Here is a 15892-nt window from a genome sequence, read left to right on the forward strand (position 1 = left end):
GGTTTGCCCCGGGAGGGGGCGGGTCACTGCACGACGTGACCCGAAGGGTGGTCCAGGTCGACCTCCGCGGCGAGGTCGGCGGGGCGGCGCCAGCCGTGCTCGCCGCGGGCGAGGAGCCAGGCGGTGGCCTCGCCGGGCGGCATCGCGGCGGCGACCAGCCAGCCCTGGACGGCGTCGCAGCCCAGGTCGCGCAGGCGCTCCCAGGTCTCGTCGTCCTCGACGCCCTCGGCGACGACGAGGAGGCCGAGGGAGTGGGCGAGGTCGACGGTGCAGCGGACGATCTCGGCGTCCTCCGTGTCGACGGCGAGCCGGGCCACGAACGAGCGGTCGATCTTCAGTTCGCTGACGGGCAGCCTGCGCAGATGGACGAGCGAGGAGTAGCCGGTGCCGAAGTCGTCGAGGGACATCTTGACGCCGTGGCCGGTGAGGCCGTTCAGCGTGTCGGCGGCCCGCTGGGGGTCCTCCAGGAGCACGTGCTCCGTTATCTCCAGCTGGAGCGCGCCGGCGGGGACGCCGTGGCGGGCGAGACGGGCGGCGACGGCGCCGGCGAAGCCGGGGGTGTGGACGTCGCGCGGCGAGACGTTGACGGCGACCGGCACGTTGAGGCCCTGGGCGCGCCAGCGGGCGACCTGGGCCAGGGCGGTCTCCAGGACGTACTCGGTGAGGTGCGGCATGAGGCCGGAGGACTCGGCGATGGCGATGAACTCGTCCGGCGGAACCTTCCCTCGCTCCGGGTGGATCCAGCGGACGAGCGCTTCGAGGCCGGCGACCTGGCCGTCGAAGCGGACCTTGGGCTGGTAGTGGAGTTCGACCTCGCCGGCGTCGAGGGCGCGGCGGAGGTCGCCGAGGAGGCCGAGCCGGTCGGGGGTGTTGGAGTCGCGCTTGGACTCGTAGACCTCGACGCCGGTGCGGTCGCGCTTGGCCTGGTACATGGCGACGTCGGCGCGGCGCAGCAGGCCCTCGGCGTCGAGGGCGTGGTCGGGGAAGACGGCGACGCCGGCGCTGGCCTCCAGGACGAGGGTGAGCCCGTCGAGGTCGAGCGGGGAGGAGAGCTCGGCGACGAGGTGGCGGGCGACCCGCTGGGCGCTGGTGGTGGAGTCGGCGGTGGGCAGCAGGACGGCGAACTCGTCGCCGCCGAGCCGGGCGGCCTCGGCGCCACGGGGCAGGGCGAGGCGGAGCCGTTCGGCGATCTGGAGGAGCAGCCGGTCGCCCGCGAGGTGCCCGAGGGTGTCGTTGACCGAACGGAAACGGTCGAGGTCGATCAGGACGAGGGCGGCGCGGGCCCCTTCGCCCTCGGCCTCCTCCAGGGCGGTCCAGGCCCGCTCCAGGAGCCACTGGCGGTTGGGCAGCCCGGTGAGGGGGTCGCGGAGCTGCTCCTCGGCGCGGGCGCGGGCGATCCAGAGGGTGGAGTCGAGGGCGATGAGGGGGACGGCGAAGAGCGGCAGCACGACGGGCCGGGTGGCGGCGACGACGCAGATGAGCGGGGCGATGCCGAGCAGGGCGACGGCGACGAGGCCCTGCCTGAGGAGGGCGGTGCGGGCGATGGTGGGCAGTCCGCGGCCCTGGGGGACGAGCGTGTACCACAGGAGGAGGCGGGTCACCACGAGGTAGCCGCCGGCGGCGAGGACGATTTCCGGAAGGTCCCCGATCGTCCAGTCGAGCGGCTGCCAGGGCTGGGCGACGGTCGGTACGTCTCCGAAGAGGGCGAGGAGGAGGGCGGCGACGCCGACGCCGAGGACGTCGGCGGCGCCGTGCAGCAGGCCCTGGCGCCAGCGGTGCCGGCGGGCGGCGCCGACGAGGGCGACGACGGTCAGCGAGACGAGTCCGGCGGGCACCCAGCCGTACAGCAGGAGGACGGCGAGGGTGAGGGCGGCGCCGGAGCCGGTGCCGCCCCACCAGCGGTCCCGGCCGAGGGCGACCAGGTGGCCGACGATGAGGCCGGTGAGGACGGCGAGGGACCAGCCGGCGACGCCGCCGGGGAAGAGTCCGTGGCCGGCGCTCAGGGCTCGCTGGAGCCCGGCGGCGAGTACGACGGCGGCGATGCCCACCACGGCTGCGGGCAGCCGGGAGGGGAAGCCCAGGGGGACCACACGGCCGTGCGGCCGTGGGACCGGGGCGGCGCTCTCGGTCGGTTCCATTCCCGTCCCTCTCACAGGCGGCGGTGCCGTCGGTGTGCGATGGGCCGCGCTGAGGCGGCCGTCCGTCGTCCGGCCGCGTCCTGCCGGCGTGCGGCCGCCTGCGGGCGGCCGCTGCCGGTGTCACGGGGCCGTTGTCCTGACGCCACGCCGGCAGAGCCCTCGCGCGGGCGTGCAGGACTGGACGCACGGTCACCACACTAGGCCGCCGAGGGCTCCGACGGGCAGCGCTCTCCCTCTCTTGCCCGAATGCGACCCGGCCACCCGTAACGATCTGATATGCGCCGAACGGGTGAGCTTCCGCGGGGTGACGTGAGGCTACTCGGCGACGGGTACCGCGGCCTCCCGAGCCGCCTCGGGCCCCTGTTCGAGCAGGACGGAGAAGCCTTCCTCGTCCAGAACCGGAAGCTTCAGCTGCATCGCCTTGTCGTACTTCGAACCAGGGTTTTCACCGACCACCACGAAGCTGGTCTTCTTCGAAACGGAACCGGTCACCTTCGCTCCGAGCCGCTGGAGCGACTCTTTTGCGCCATCCCTGGTGAACTTCTCCAGGGTGCCGGTCACCACGACCGTCAGACCTTCCAGCGGACGCGGCCCCTCGTCCTCGCCGGCGCCCTCGTCCTCCAGGGAGACCCCGGCGGCGCGCCACTTGCGCACGATCTCGCGGTGCCACTCCTCGGAGAACCACTGCTTCACGGCGGCCGCGATGATCCCGCCGACGCCGTCGACGGCCGCGAGCTCCTCCTCGCTCGCCTGCTCGATCCGCTCCAGGGAGCGGAACTCGCGCGCCAGCGCCTCGGCCGCGACCGGCCCCACGTGCCGGATGGAGAGCCCGTTGATGAAGCGGGCCAGCGGGCGGGTCTTCGCCGCCGCGATGTTCTCCAGCATCGCGAGGGCGTTCTTCTTCGGCTCGCCCTTCTGGTTGGCGAAGACCGTGACGATCTTCTCCTCGCCGGTCTTCGGGTCCCGCTTGGGAAGCCCGCTGCTCGGATCGAGGACGTACGCCCTGATCGGCAGCAGCTGCTCGATGGTGAGGTCGAAGAGGTCGCCCTCGTCGACCAGCGGCGGCTCGGTCGGCGCCAGCGGCCGGGTCAGCGCCGCCGCGGCCACCATGCCGAAGCTCTCGATGTCCAGGCACTGCCGGCCGGCCAGGAAGAAGACCCGCTCGCGCAGCTGCGCCGGGCACGTCCGGGCGTTCGGGCAGCGGAGGTCGATGTCTCCCTCCTTCATGGGCTTCAGCGGCGTCCGGCACTCCGGGCACTCGGCGGGCATCACGAACTCCCGCTCGGTGCCGTCCCGCAGGTCGGCGACCGGGCCGAGGATCTCGGGGATCACGTCCCCGGCCTTGCGCAGCACGACCGTGTCGCCGATCAGCACGCCCTTGCTCTTCACGACCTCCTGGTTGTGGAGGGTCGCGAACTCGACCTCGGAGCCCGCCACGGTCACCGGCTCGACCTGGGCGTACGGGGTGACGCGACCGGTGCGGCCGACGCCGACCTTGATGTCGACCAGCTTGGTGTTGACCTCCTCCGGCGCGTACTTCCAGGCGATCGCCCAGCGCGGGGCGCGCGCGGTGGAGCCCAGCCGGCCCTGGAGCGGGATCTCGTCGAGCTTGACGACGACGCCGTCGATCTCGTGCTCCACGGAGTGACGGTTCTCCCCGAAGTACGCGATGAACTCCCGCACCCCGTCGAGCGAGTCGACGACCCTGTTGTGCCGGGCGGTGGGCAGGCCCCACTCGTGCAGCAGCTCGTACGTCTCCGAGAGCCGGGAGATCTCGAAGCCCTCGCGCGCGCCGATGCCGTGCACCACCATGTGGAGCGGGCGGGTGGCGGTGACCTTCGGGTCCTTCTGCCGCAGCGAACCCGCCGCCGCGTTCCGCGGGTTGGCGAAGGGCTTGTCGCCGGCCTCCACCAGACGGGCGTTGAGCCCCTCGAAGGCCTCCATCGGGAAGTAGACCTCGCCGCGGATCTCCACCAGGTCGGGGATGCGCTCGCCCCGGAGGCGCTCGGGGATGTCCGCGATCGTCCGGACGTTGGGCGTGATGTCCTCGCCGGTGCGGCCGTCGCCGCGGGTGGCGGCGCGGGTCAGCCGCCCGTGCTCGTAGGTGAGGTTGACCGCAAGGCCGTCGACCTTGAGCTCGCACAGGTAGTGGTAGTCGGGAGTGCCGACGTCCCGCGCGACGCGCTCGGCCCAGGTGGCGAGCTCCTCCTCGTCGAAGGCGTTGTCCAGGGAGAGCATGCGCTCCCGGTGCTCGACGGAGGTGAACTCGGTCTCGTACTGCCCGGCGACCTTCTGCGTCGGCGAGTCCGGCGTCCGCAGCTCCGGGTACTCCTCCTCCAGCGCCTCGAGCGCGCGCAGGAGCTTGTCGAACTCCGCGTCGCTGATGACCGGCTGGTCCTTCACGTAGTACCGGAAGCGGTGCTCCTCGACCTGCTCGGCCAGCTCGGCGTGCTTCTCCCGTGCCTCGGCGGGCAGGGCCCCCTGTTCGACTGCCACCGTTTCGTCCTCCCGTTACTCAGGGTTGTCCGCGAGCGACCGTGCCGCTCTGACGCAGTGGGCGAGCGCCGCCCGGGCATAGGCGGGCGAAGCACCCGCGAGCCCGCACGAGGGCGTGACCACGACGGACTCCGCGAGAGTCCCCGGATTCAGCCCCAGCCTGCGCCACAGCGTCCTGACACCCATGACGCTACCGCCCGGGTCCGACAATGCCGTGTCGGTGGACGGCACCACACCGGCGAAGAGCTTCGTCCCGGCCTCCACGGCCTCGCCGATCGCCTCCTCGTCACGTTCGGTGAGGAGCGAGAAATCGAACGAGATGCCCGCCGCCCCGGCCCGCCGCAGCAGCGCGAACGGCACGTCGGGCGCGCAGGAGTGGACGATCACGGGGCCGTCGTGGACGGCCATCACGTCCCGCAGGGCGCTCTCCACGACCTGCCGGTCGACGGCCCGGTGGGTGCGGTAGCCGCTGGCGGTACGGATCTGCCCGCGCAGTACGGCGATGAGCGAGGGCTCGTCGAGCTGGAGGACGAGGCGCGCCCCCGGGACGCGCTTCCTCAGCTCCGCGAGGTGCGTGTGGAGGCCTTCGGCGAGCGAGCCGGCCAGGTCCCGGCACGCGCCCGCGTCCCCGAGGGCGGCCTCGCCGCCGCGCAGCTCCAGGGCCGCGGCGAGCGTCCACGGGCCCACGGCCTGGACCTTGAGCGGCCCCTCGTACCCCTGGGTGAACTCCTCCAGGGCGTCGAGGTCCTCGCCGAGCCAGGAGCGGGCCCGCTTGGTGTCACGGCCCGGCCGGTCGCTGATCCGCCAGCCGCTCGGCTCCACGTGCGCGTACAGGTCGACGAGCATCCCGATCGTGCGGCCGATCATGTCGGCGCCGGGGCCGCGCGCGGGCAGCTCCGGGAGGAAGGGGAAGTCCTCGAAGGAGCCGGTGGCGGTCTTCGCGGCCTCGCGGGCGTCGCCGCCGGGCAGCGACCCGACACCGGTGGCCGGGCCCCACAGCTTGGTCGTCTCGTCCATGCCTACCGTCCCGGGCGCACGGTGAGGTCGTTGATCTCCGCGTCGCGCGGCAGGTCGATCGCGGTGACGATCGCCGTCGCGACCGACTCGGGGTCGATCCAGCGGGACGGGTCGTACTCCTTGCCCTCCTGCTGGTGGACCTTCGCCTGCATGGGGCTGGCGGTGCGGCCCGGGTAGACCGAGGTCACCCGCACCCCGTTGGCGTGCTCCTCGTGGCGCAGCGAGTCCGCGAGGGCCTTGAGGCCGTGCTTGGAGGCGGCGTACGCGGCCCACTCGGCGTGCGCGTTGAGCCCGGCGCCCGAGTTCACGAAGACGACGTGGCCCTGGGAGACCCGCAGCTGGGGCAGGAAGTGGCGGGTCAGCTCGGCCGGGGCGACCAGGTTGACGTTCAGCTGGTGGTGCCAGGTCTTCGGGGTGAGCTCCCCGATCGGGCCGAGGTCGACGACGCCCGCGATGTGCAGCAGGCTGTCCACCCGGTCCGGGAGGCTCTGGTGCGAGAAGGCCCAGGACAGCCGGTCGGGGTCGGCGAGGTCCCCGACGAGGGTCCGCGCGCCGGGGAACTGCGCGGCGAGCTCCTTGGCGCGCCCCGCGTCGCGCGCGTGGAGCACGAGTTCGTCCCCGCGCGCGTGGAGGCGACGCGCGACGGCCGCGCCGATGCCGGAACCGGCTCCGGTGATCACATGTGTAGCCATGCGCACCATGCTCGCATCAGCGGGCGGCGATCTCCGCCTCCAGGTACGCGAGGGCCGTCGGACCGTCGTCCGCGAAGAAGACGAGGTCGGTGAGCGGGAGGGGGAGGAAGCCCTCGGCCTCCATGCGGTGGAACTGGGCCCTGAGGCCCTCGTAGAAGCCCGCCGTGTTGAGGAGGACGACCGGCTTGGAGTGCTTGCCGTGCTTCTTCAGCTCCAGGATCTCGGTGGCCTCGTCGAGGGTGCCGGTGCCGCCGACCATGACCACGATCGCGTCGGACCTGGCGAGGAGCAGCGCCTTGCGTTCGGCCAGGTCGCCGGCGATCACCATCTCGTCGGCGTCCGGGCGGGCCTTGTGGGCGAGGAAGTCGACGGAGACTCCGACGAGCCGGCCGCCCGCGTCCTGGACCCCGTCCGCGACGACCTTCATGAGGCCGGTGTCGGACCCGCCCCAGACGAGGGTGTGGCTGGCCTTGCCGAGGAGCTCGGCGAACTCGCGGGCCGGGCCGGTGTAGCGCGCGTCGAGGTCGGCGGCGGAGAGGAAGACGCAGATGTTCACGGACCCACCGTAAGGGGGCGTGGAAAAAAGTCCGGCGGGCGGCGATGAGTTCCGGCGGCGGCCCCGGTCTGCCCTGCCATGGACGAGATGTGCAGGGGCCGGGTCGTGTCGCGGGACGGTACGGAGATCGCGTACGAGCGGTACGGACGCGGGCGGGCCGTCGTGCTGGTGGACGGCGCCGACGGGGACGGGCGGGCGCTCGCCGGACTGCTGGCGCGGCGCTTCTCCGTCGTGACGTACCGGCGGCGGGGGCCCGCCCCGGTGGAGCGGGAGATCGAGGACCTGGCGGCCGTCCTGGAGGCGGCGGGACCGGGGGCGGCCGTGCACGGCACGGAGACGGGCGGGGGCCTCGCGCTCGCGGGGGCGGCGGCGGGGCTGCCGGTGGGCGCGCTGTCGGTGTACGAGCCGGAGGCGCTCGCGGACGGGCTCGTGGCGGCGGTCCACGCGCGCGTGCTCGTGGTCGACGGGGGCGCGAGCCCGGCGGCGACCCGGCACGCGGCCCGCGCCCTGACGGCGGCCCTCCCCCGGGCCCGGCACCGCACCCTCACGGGCCAGACGCACGAGGTGGCCCCGCACGTCCTGGCCCCGGTCCTGGAGGAGTTCCTCGACGAGCCGGCCTAGGCCGGCTCTTCCGGACAGGGCCTAGGCGGTGGCCGGTTCGGCCGTGCGCCGGGTCGTCGACGCGATCGTCGCCGAGCCCACCACGCGCGTGCCGTCGTACAGGACGATCGCCTGGCCGGGGGCCACGCCGCGGACCGGCTCGTCGAAGACGACCTTCAGCTCGCCGTCCACCATCTCCGCGCCGACCGGGGTCTCGCCGCCGTGGGCGCGGAGCTGGGCGGTGTAGCGGCCGGGACCTTCGGGGGCCGTGCCGCACCAGCGGGGCTTGATCGCGGTGAGGCCGGTGACGTCGAGGGCCTCGGCGGGGCCGACGGTGACCGTGTTGTTCACGGGCGAGATGTCGAGGACGTAGCGGGGCTTGCCGTCCGCGGCCGGGTGGCCGATCCGCAGGCCCTTGCGCTGGCCGATGGTGAAGCCGTACGCGCCCTCGTGGGTGCCGAGCTTCGTACCGGCCTCGTCGACGATGTCGCCCTCCGCCTTGCCCAGGCGCGCGGCGAGGAAGCCCTGCGTGTCGCCGTCGGCGATGAAGCAGATGTCGTGGCTGTCGGGCTTCTTCGCGACCGCGAGCCCGCGCCGCTCGGCCTCCGCCCGGATCTCGTCCTTGGTGGTGAGGGTGTCGCCGAGCGGGAACATCGCGTGCGCGAGCTGCTTCTCGTCGAGGACGCCGAGCACGTACGACTGGTCCTTGGCCATGTCGGAGGCCCGGTGCAGCTCGCGGGTGCCGTCCTCGTTCAGGACGACGGTGGCGTAGTGGCCGGTGCACACCGCGTCGAAGCCGAGGGCGAGCGCCTTGTCGAGGAGCGCCGCGAACTTGATCTTCTCGTTGCAGCGCAGGCAGGGGTTGGGGGTGCGGCCCGCCTCGTACTCCGCGACGAAGTCGTCGACGACGTCCTCGCGGAACCGCTCGGCGAGGTCCCACACGTAGAAGGGGATGCCGATCACGTCGGCGGCCCGGCGTGCGTCGCGCGAGTCCTCGATCGTGCAGCAGCCGCGCGCTCCGGTGCGGAAGGACTGCGGGTTCGCGGACAGGGCCAGGTGCACGCCGGTGACGTCGTGACCGGCTTCGGCCGCACGGGCGGCGGCGACGGCGGAGTCCACTCCGCCCGACATGGCGGCGAGGACGCGGAGAGGAGTCTTAGTCATAGCGCTACCAGGGTACGGGGCGCCGGGAACCGCGGTCGCGGTAGTGAGCGTTCTCCCGGGCATGGGGAGCAAGTCGAAGGGCACGGGGAGCGGGGCGGGCGGCCGGCGAGTGGGCCGGCGGGCCGTGCTGATCGGCGGCACGGCCGCCGCGGTGGGCACGGTCGCGCTGGCCAGGGACGAGCTGGGGCGCCTGTGGTGGCGGCTGCCGGGGATGGAGAAGAAGCGGGTCGAGGGGGAGCTGGACCACAAGGGCGCCGAGTGGACGTCGGCGGCGCGGGCGAACTGGCGGCGGGCCGACCGTCCGGACGACTACACGATCGACCGGATCGTGATCCATGTCGTCCAGGGCAGCTACGCCTCCGCCCTGAAGGTCTTCAAGGACCCGGCGCACGGGGCGGCCGCGCACTACGTGGTCCGCAAGGACGGCCATGTGGCGCAGATGATCCGGGAGCTCGACGTGGCCTTCCACGCCGGGAACCGCGACATGAACGAGCGGAGCATCGGCATCGAGCACGAGGGCTTCGTCGACCGGCCGCAGGACTTCACCGCGGCGATGTACGAGGGTTCGGCGCGGCTCGCGGCCGACATATGCGCCCAGTACGGGATACCCGTGGACCGGGAGCACATCATCGGGCACGTGGAGGTCGAGGGCACGGACCACACCGATCCCGGTCCGCACTGGGACTGGGACCGGTACATGGCGCTGGTGCGCAAGGCCCGCTCGCGGCTCAGCTGAGGCCGGCGGTCCTGGCGCGCTCGACGGCCGGGCCGATCGCGCCGGCGACCGCCGCGACGTCCTCCTTGGTGGAGGTGTGGCCGAGCGAGAAGCGCAGGGTGCCGCGGGCCAGGTCCGGGTCGGTGCCGGTGGCGAGGAGGACGTGGCTGGGCTGGGCGATGCCGGCGGTGCAGGCGGATCCGGTGGAGCAGGCGATGCCGGCCGCGTCGAGCAGCAGGAGCAGGGAGTCGCCCTCGCAGCCGGGGAAGGTGAAGTGGGCGTTGGCCGGGAGCCGGTCGACGGGGTCGCCGCCGAGGATCGCGTCGGGTACGAGCGTCCGGACGGCGGTGACGAGCTCGTCGCGCAGGGCGCCGACCTCGTGGGCGAACTCCTGCTGCCGCTCGGCGGCGAGCCGGGCGGCGACCGCGAAGGCGGCGACGGCCGGCACGTCGAGGGTGCCGGAGCGGACGTGCCGCTCCTGGCCGCCGCCGTGCAGAACGGGTACGGGGGTGTGCTCGCGGCCCAGGAGGAGGGCACCGATGCCGTAGGGGCCGCCGATCTTGTGGCCGGAGACGGTCATCGCGGCGAGCCCGGAGGCGGCGAAGTCGACCGGGACCTGGCCCACGGCCTGGACGGCGTCGGCGTGCAGCGGGACGCCGAACTCTGCGGCAGCCTCGGCGAGTTCACGGACCGGCATGATCGTGCCGATCTCGTTGTTCGCCCACATGACGGTGGCCAGGGCGACGGATTCGGGGTCGCGCGCGATCGCCGCGCGGAGCGCGTCCGGGTGGACGCGGCCGTGGCGGTCGACGGGCAGGTACTCGACCTGGGCGCCCTCGTGGGTCGCCAGCCAGTCGACGGCGTCGAGGACGGCGTGGTGCTCGACGGGGCTGGCCAGGACGCGGGTGCGGCGGGGGTCGGCGTCGCGCCGGGCCCAGTACAGGCCCTTCACGGCGAGGTTGTCGGCCTCCGTGCCGCCGGAGGTGAAGACGACCTCGCTGGGCCGCGCGCCGAGCGCGGCGGCGAGGCTCTCGCGGCCTTCCTCGACGGTCCGCCGGGCGCGGCGTCCGGGGGCGTGCAGGGAGGAGGCGTTGCCCGTGACGGCGAGCTGGGCGGTCATCGCCTCGATCGCCTCGGGGAGCATGGGCGTGGTCGCGGCGTGGTCGAGGTAAGCCATGGTGGGTCGATTCTACGAGCCCGGGTCCACGAGCCCGGCGCCCGGCCTGTTCCGGCCGGACGGGCAGGGCGGTTCTCGGCCGCGCCTCGTTGTGGGCAGGCGCCCCGCCCCGTTGTGGGCATGCGTTCCGCGCCCGTCGTTCCGTTGTGGGCATGCGTTCCTCCCCCAGACTTCGTCCGGGAGGTGCCCCCAGGGACGATTGCCCACACGGCAGCGGGGCACCGCCCAGCCGGGCGCGGGCCCGGTCGGCCCAGGTGCGAGGTCAGGCTCGGGGGGCTCGGGCCAGTTGGCGGGACTGGGCCACCAGGCGGTTCGCGCTGTCCCAGACCTCCGCGTCCTCCTCCAGGAAACCGCCCGCCAGGTTCCGCGTCGTGATCGCGATCCGCAGCGGCCCCGGCGCCGGCCGGCACCGCACGTGCGTCGTGAGCTCGACCGTGGGGGTCCACCCCTTGAGGCCCAGCTCGAACGACGTCGGCGGCAGCGCGTCGACCGCGAGCAGCAGCGAGAGGGCGTCGGGCTCGCGGCCGTCGGCCAGCCCGAACCACGCGCGCATCTCCCCCTTGCCGGAGGGCGCGCCGACCGCCCAGCCCACGCAGGACGGGTCCAGACGGAGGTCAAGCCGGTCGGCGATGGCCGACGAGCCGGGGATCCTCGGGGCCGGGTTGTCCGCCGCGCTGAAGCAGTTCTCGATCGCCGCCATCGCCGGGGGCGTCGCGGTGGTGCGCACGTCGTCCGGGAGGGCGTCGAGGTCTCCGTACGAGGCGAGGACCCGGATGCGCTCGACCTCGGTGCCGTCCTCCGCGTACTGGAAGAGCGAGGCCTGACCGGTCGAGAGGGTCCGGCCCGTGCGCACGGTCTGCGTCCGGATCACCGCGGGGCCCGGCACGGACGGCGTGAGGTAGTGCGCCGAGATCGTGAACGGGTCCGGGTGCGGAAGGTGGTCGCCGAGGGCGCGGCCGAGCAGGGCGAGGAGATAGCCGCCGTTGACGGCGTGGATGATCGTCCAGCCGGCGGAGAGGTCGGCGTCGTAGACGCCGGGTTCCCGGAGGGTGACGGCGGTGTCGCGGTCGAACTCGTACGCCGCGGTGGCCGTCTCGGTGCTCGTGCTCATGCTTCCGACCGTACCGCAGGTAGCTACTGAGCGGTAGCTTTTTCGGGCTCCTCGGTCGCGGACGAGCGGCGGTTCCAGGCGCGGGGCGCGCGCCAGTGGTAGCGCATCGCGAGCAGCCGGAGCGCGAAGGCCGTGAGGACGGCGGCGCCGCTGGTGAACGCGTTGAGCGTGTCGAAGCGGATGAAGAGGACGACCATCGTGGCGCCCACGATCGCGGGGACGGCGTACAGGTCCCGGTCCCAGCGCAGCAGCGACGGCACCTCGTTGGCCAGGACGTCGCGCAGCACACCGCCGCCGACCGCCGTGGCGAGGCCGAGCGCGGCGGAGGAGGTGAGGCCGAGGCCGTAGTCGTACGCCTTGGTCGTGCCGGTCACGCAGAACAGGCCGAGGCCCGCCGCGTCGAAGACGTTCACCGCGGTCTGGGTGCGCTCCACCTCCGGGTGGAGGAAGAAGACGAAGGCCGTCGCGATCAGCGGCATCAGGAAGTAGCCGAGATCGGTGAAGGCGGCCGGGGGTACGGCGCCGATGATCAGATCGCGGAAGAGACCGCCGCCGAGTGCGGTGACCTCGGCGAGGACGGCGATGCCGAAGACGTCGAAGTTCTTGCGGACGGCGAGGAGGGCGCCGGAGATGGCGAAGACGAAGATGCCGACGAGGTCGAGGGCGTGTTGAACGGAGGGGGTGAACAATTCGTGGAGCACGCACCCATTGTCCCGGTACCGCGGACGTCGAAGGCCCCCGGCACGTTCCCGTGCCGGGGGCCTTCGACGACGGGGATCTCTACTCCCCGGCCGTGGCGTCCTTGGACCCGGACTCCGCGGGAGCGTCCTTCTCGGGCTCCGCCGAGGTGTCGGGCTCCTCCGCCGCGTCCTTGACCTCCGGCTCCACCGGGGCGTCCTTGCCCTCCGGCTCCTCCGCCGCGTCCTCGGGCTGCGGCTCCTCCGGGGCCTTCGGTTCCGGGGCCTTCGTGATCGTGACCTCCACCGACTCGCGCGCCGCCGGGATCGTCACGCCCTCCGCGTTCTCCGGGTGGTGGCAGGCCACCCGCTGGCCCGGGCGGAGTTCCAGGAGCGGGGGCTCCTGGGTCTTGCACAGGTCCGTGGCCTTCCAGCAGCGGGTGTGGAAGCGGCAGCCCGCCGGCGGGGCGATCGGCGACGGGACGTCGCCCTTCAGCAGGATGCGCTCGCTCTTCGCGCCCCGGCGGCGCGGGTCCGGGACCGGGACCGCGGACATCAGGGCCCGGGTGTACGGGTGCATCGGGGCCTCGTAGAGGGACTTGCGGTCCGCGAGCTCCACGATCTTGCCCAGGTACATCACCGCGATGCGGTCCGAGACGTGCCGGACGACCGACAGGTCGTGGGCGATGAAGACGTAGGTGAGGCCCAGCTCGTCCTGGAGGTCGTCCAGGAGGTTCACCACCTGCGCCTGGATGGAGACGTCCAGGGCCGAGACCGGCTCGTCCGCGACGACGAGCTTCGGCTTCAGCGCGAGCGCGCGGGCGATGCCGATGCGCTGGCGCTGGCCGCCGGAGAACTCGTGCGGGTAGCGGTTGTAGTGCTCCGGGTTCAGGCCGACCAGGCCGAGGAGGCGCTGGACCTCCTTCTTCACGCCGCCCTCGGGCTCGACGCCCTGGAGCCGGAAGGGGGCCGAGACGATCGAGCCGACCGTGTGGCGCGGGTTCAGCGAGCCGTACGGGTCCTGGAAGATCATCTGGACGTCCCGGCGCAGCGGACGCATCTTGGCCACGCCGAGGTGGGAGATGTCCGTGCCCTGGAACTCGACGGTGCCGCCGGTCGGTTCGAGGAGCCGGGTGATGAGCCGGCCCATCGTCGACTTGCCGCAGCCGGACTCGCCGACGACGCCGAGGGTCTCACCGGGGTAGACCTCGAAGTCGAGGCCGTCGACCGCCTTGACCGCACCGGTCTGGCGCTGGAGCAGGCCCTTCCGGATGGGGAAGTGCTTCTGCAGGCCGGTGACCTTGAGCAGGGGCTCAGTGCTCTTGTTGTCGCTCACAGCTTCGGCGCAATCTCTTCGGTCCAGATGCGGGTGCGCTCCTCCTGCGGCATGTGGCAGGCCGAGTAGTGGCGCTCGCCGGCCAGGGCCAGCTCGGGGCGCTGGGTGCGCGTGATGCCGCCCTTGGGGACGTCCGCGTACGGGCAGCGGGGGTTGAAGGCGCAGCCGCTCGGGACGTTGATGAGGCTGGGCGGGTTGCCCTTGACCGGGATGAGCCGCTCGGTCTGCTCGCGGTCGATCCGCGGCATCGAGCCGAGCAGGCCCCAGGTGTAGGGGTGCTGCGGCTCGTAGAAGACGGACTCGGCGGGGCCGCGCTCGACGCACCGGCCGCCGTACATCACGAGGATGTCGTCGGCGAGCTCGGCGACGACGCCGAGGTCGTGCGTGATGATGACGACCGCGGAGCCGAACTCCTTCTGGAGGTCCCGCATGAGGTCCAGGATCTGGGCCTGCACGGTGACGTCGAGCGCCGTGGTGGGCTCGTCCGCGATGAGCAGCTCGGGGTTGTTGACGAGCGCCATGGCGATCATCGCGCGCTGGCGCATGCCGCCGGAGAACTCGTGCGGGTAGTTGTCGAACCGCTTGGCGGGCTCGGGGATGCCGACCCGGTCGAGGAGTTCGACGGCCCGCTTCTTCGCCGTCTTCTTGTCGACGTCGTGGTGGATCCGGTAGGCCTCCACGATCTGGTTGCCGACGGAGTAGTACGGGTGCATCGCGGACAGCGGGTCCTGGAAGATCATCGCCATCTCGCGGCCGCGCATCTTGCGGACCTCTTCGGGGTCCGCGGAGAGCAGCTCGCGCCCGTTCAGCCAGATCTCGCCGGAGATCCGCGCCTTCTGCCGGCCGTACTGGCCGACGGTGTGCAGGCCCATGATGCCGAGCGAGGTGACCGACTTGCCGGAGCCGGACTCGCCCACGATGCCGAGGGTCTTGCCCTTCTCCAGCTGGAAGCTGAGGCCGTCGACCGACTTGACCAGACCGTCGTCGGTCGGGAAGTGGATCTTCAGGTCCCGTACGTCGAGGAAGGCGTCGGAGGGGGCGGACTTCCCGGTGTCGACGGGCTCTCCGACCGCCGCGCCCGTCTTCGTCAGCTTGTCCGTCATGCGAGCCTCACTCGGGGGTCGATCACCGCGTACAGAAGGTCCACCACGAGGTTGGCGATGACCACGCAGGTCGCCGTGATGAGCGTGACGGCCAGGATCAGCGGCAGGTCGCGCTCGCTGACTCCCTTGATGGCCATCCAGCCGAGGCCCTGCAGGTTGAACGTGGTCTCGGTCAGGATCGCGCCGCCGACGAGGGCGCCGAGGTCCATGCCGAAGATGGTCAGGATGGGGGTCATGGTGGAGCGCATGGCGTGCTTGCCCAGCACGACCGGCTCGGGCAGGCCCTTGGCCCGGGCGGTGCGGATGTAGTCCTCGCCCAGGACCTCCAGCATGGTGGCGCGGGTGAGCCGCGCGTACATCGCCGCGTACAGGAAGGCGAGCGTCACCCAGGGGAGCAGCAGACCGCCGAACCAGCCGCCGAAGGACTCGGTGATCGGCGTGTACGAGGCGTTGAGCCAGTGCAGCTGCGAGCGGAAGATCAGCATCGACAGCATGCCGGTGAAGAAGATGGGGAGCGAGACACCGGCGAGCGCGGTGATCATCGCGGTGCGGTCCACGACCGTGCCCCGCTTGAGCGCGGAGACCACGCCCGTCGTGACACCGAGCACGAGCCACAGCAGGGCGGCGCCGATGACCATCGACAGGGTGATCGGGAAGGCGTCGGCCAGCATCGTCGACACGTCCTGCTCGGTGCGGAACGAGTAGCCGAAGCAGGGCGCGGCGCAGTGGATGGTGTCGCCACCGCCGGTGTAGTCACGGCCGACGAAGATGCCGGAGACGAAGTGCCAGAACTGCACCAGGATCGGCTCGTCCAGGCCCAGCTTCTGCCGGATGGCCTCGATGGAAGCCGGATCCGCCTGCTTGCCGACGAACATCGCGGCAGGATCGCTGCCGGTCATCTTGGGGATGAGGAAGAAGATGCTGAGCGTCACCAGTGTGACGACGAGCAGCATCACGACGACTGCGAAGAGCCGTCGGATTATGTATGCAAGCATGCGGTCGGCCGGTCGGCGGGGCCGGGGCGGCGGCGGCGGCACCCAGCCCCCCGGCCCCGCCGCCCAAAACAAATAAAGAACAAACGAGAACACGCAGCCCAAGATAAGGAGAGAA

Annotated in this window: 14 protein-coding genes; 2 read left to right on the forward strand and 12 right to left on the reverse strand. The window is 72.4% G+C overall.

Features of this window, described 5'->3' with window-relative positions; all coding sequences use genetic code 11:
* Positions 1-23: 23 nt before the first annotated feature.
* The 5 genes from ABT041_RS34260 to ABT041_RS34280 all read right to left on the reverse strand — a co-directional run bounded on the left by ABT041_RS34260 (position 24) and on the right by ABT041_RS34280 (position 6899).
* Positions 24-2138, reverse strand: coding sequence for a putative bifunctional diguanylate cyclase/phosphodiesterase (locus tag ABT041_RS34260; RefSeq protein ID WP_351191905.1), 2115 nt, complete (start codon positions 2136-2138; stop codon positions 24-26).
* Positions 2139-2453: 315 nt separating this feature from the next.
* On the reverse strand, positions 2454-4634 hold the full coding sequence (ligA, locus tag ABT041_RS34265) for an NAD-dependent DNA ligase LigA (protein WP_351191907.1): 2181 nt from the start codon (positions 4632-4634) through the stop codon (positions 2454-2456).
* A gap of 15 nt (positions 4635-4649) precedes the next feature.
* Entirely contained in the window at positions 4650-5651 is a 1002-nt protein-coding gene (locus ABT041_RS34270) for a methionine synthase (RefSeq protein ID WP_351191909.1), read from the reverse strand.
* 2 nt (positions 5652-5653) lie between these two features.
* Positions 5654-6352: an SDR family oxidoreductase gene (locus tag ABT041_RS34275; RefSeq protein WP_351191911.1), complete on the reverse strand. Its 699-nt coding sequence runs from the start codon at positions 6350-6352 to the stop codon at positions 5654-5656.
* Between the two features lie 7 nt (positions 6353-6359).
* Positions 6360-6899, reverse strand: a complete 540-nt coding sequence (locus ABT041_RS34280; RefSeq protein WP_351191913.1) for an LOG family protein — start codon at positions 6897-6899, stop codon at positions 6360-6362.
* 78 nt (positions 6900-6977) lie between these two features.
* Here ABT041_RS34280 and ABT041_RS34285 point away from each other — a divergent pair, with 78 nt between their 5' ends.
* Positions 6978-7520: an alpha/beta fold hydrolase gene (locus ABT041_RS34285; RefSeq protein WP_351191915.1), complete on the forward strand. Its 543-nt coding sequence runs from the start codon at positions 6978-6980 to the stop codon at positions 7518-7520.
* Positions 7521-7541: 21 nt separating this feature from the next.
* On the opposite strand, the gene mnmA is transcribed toward ABT041_RS34285, so the two are convergent.
* Complete coding sequence (gene mnmA / locus ABT041_RS34290) at positions 7542-8663, reverse strand: tRNA 2-thiouridine(34) synthase MnmA (RefSeq protein ID WP_351191917.1); 1122 nt, start codon at positions 8661-8663, stop codon at positions 7542-7544.
* Between the two features lie 61 nt (positions 8664-8724).
* On the opposite strand from mnmA, the gene ABT041_RS34295 reads away from it, so the two are divergent.
* Positions 8725-9399, forward strand: a complete 675-nt coding sequence (locus ABT041_RS34295; protein ID WP_351191919.1) for an N-acetylmuramoyl-L-alanine amidase — start codon at positions 8725-8727, stop codon at positions 9397-9399.
* Here the strand turns inward: ABT041_RS34295 and ABT041_RS34300 are convergent.
* The 6 genes from ABT041_RS34300 to ABT041_RS34325 form a co-directional block, all read right to left on the reverse strand.
* Entirely contained in the window at positions 9392-10555 is a 1164-nt protein-coding gene (locus tag ABT041_RS34300; protein WP_351191921.1) for a cysteine desulfurase family protein, read from the reverse strand. The two genes, ABT041_RS34295 and ABT041_RS34300, sit on opposite strands and share 8 nt — an antisense overlap.
* Before the next feature lie 262 nt (positions 10556-10817).
* Positions 10818-11666 carry a thioesterase family protein gene (locus tag ABT041_RS34305; RefSeq protein WP_351191923.1) on the reverse strand — a complete coding sequence of 283 codons (849 nt, stop codon included), beginning with the start codon at positions 11664-11666 and terminating at the stop codon, positions 10818-10820.
* Positions 11667-11689: 23 nt separating this feature from the next.
* The gene (locus ABT041_RS34310; RefSeq protein ID WP_351191925.1) at positions 11690-12367 is read right to left on the reverse strand and encodes a trimeric intracellular cation channel family protein; all 678 of its coding nucleotides are present in this window, start codon (positions 12365-12367) and stop codon (positions 11690-11692) included.
* A gap of 79 nt (positions 12368-12446) precedes the next feature.
* Positions 12447-13706, reverse strand: coding sequence for an ABC transporter ATP-binding protein (locus tag ABT041_RS34315; RefSeq protein ID WP_351191939.1), 1260 nt, complete (start codon positions 13704-13706; stop codon positions 12447-12449).
* Positions 13676-14782, reverse strand: coding sequence for an ABC transporter ATP-binding protein (locus tag ABT041_RS34320; protein WP_351191927.1), 1107 nt, complete (start codon positions 14780-14782; stop codon positions 13676-13678). The genes ABT041_RS34315 and ABT041_RS34320 overlap by 31 nt, the downstream gene beginning before the upstream one ends.
* Entirely contained in the window at positions 14779-15777 is a 999-nt protein-coding gene (locus ABT041_RS34325) for an ABC transporter permease (protein WP_351191929.1), read from the reverse strand. Before ABT041_RS34325 ends, ABT041_RS34320 begins: the two co-directional genes overlap by 4 nt.
* Positions 15778-15892 lie beyond the last annotated feature (115 nt).

This window comes from Streptomyces sp. NPDC002825 (assembly GCF_040295385.1).
Lineage (GTDB): Bacteria > Actinomycetota > Actinomycetes > Streptomycetales > Streptomycetaceae > Streptomyces.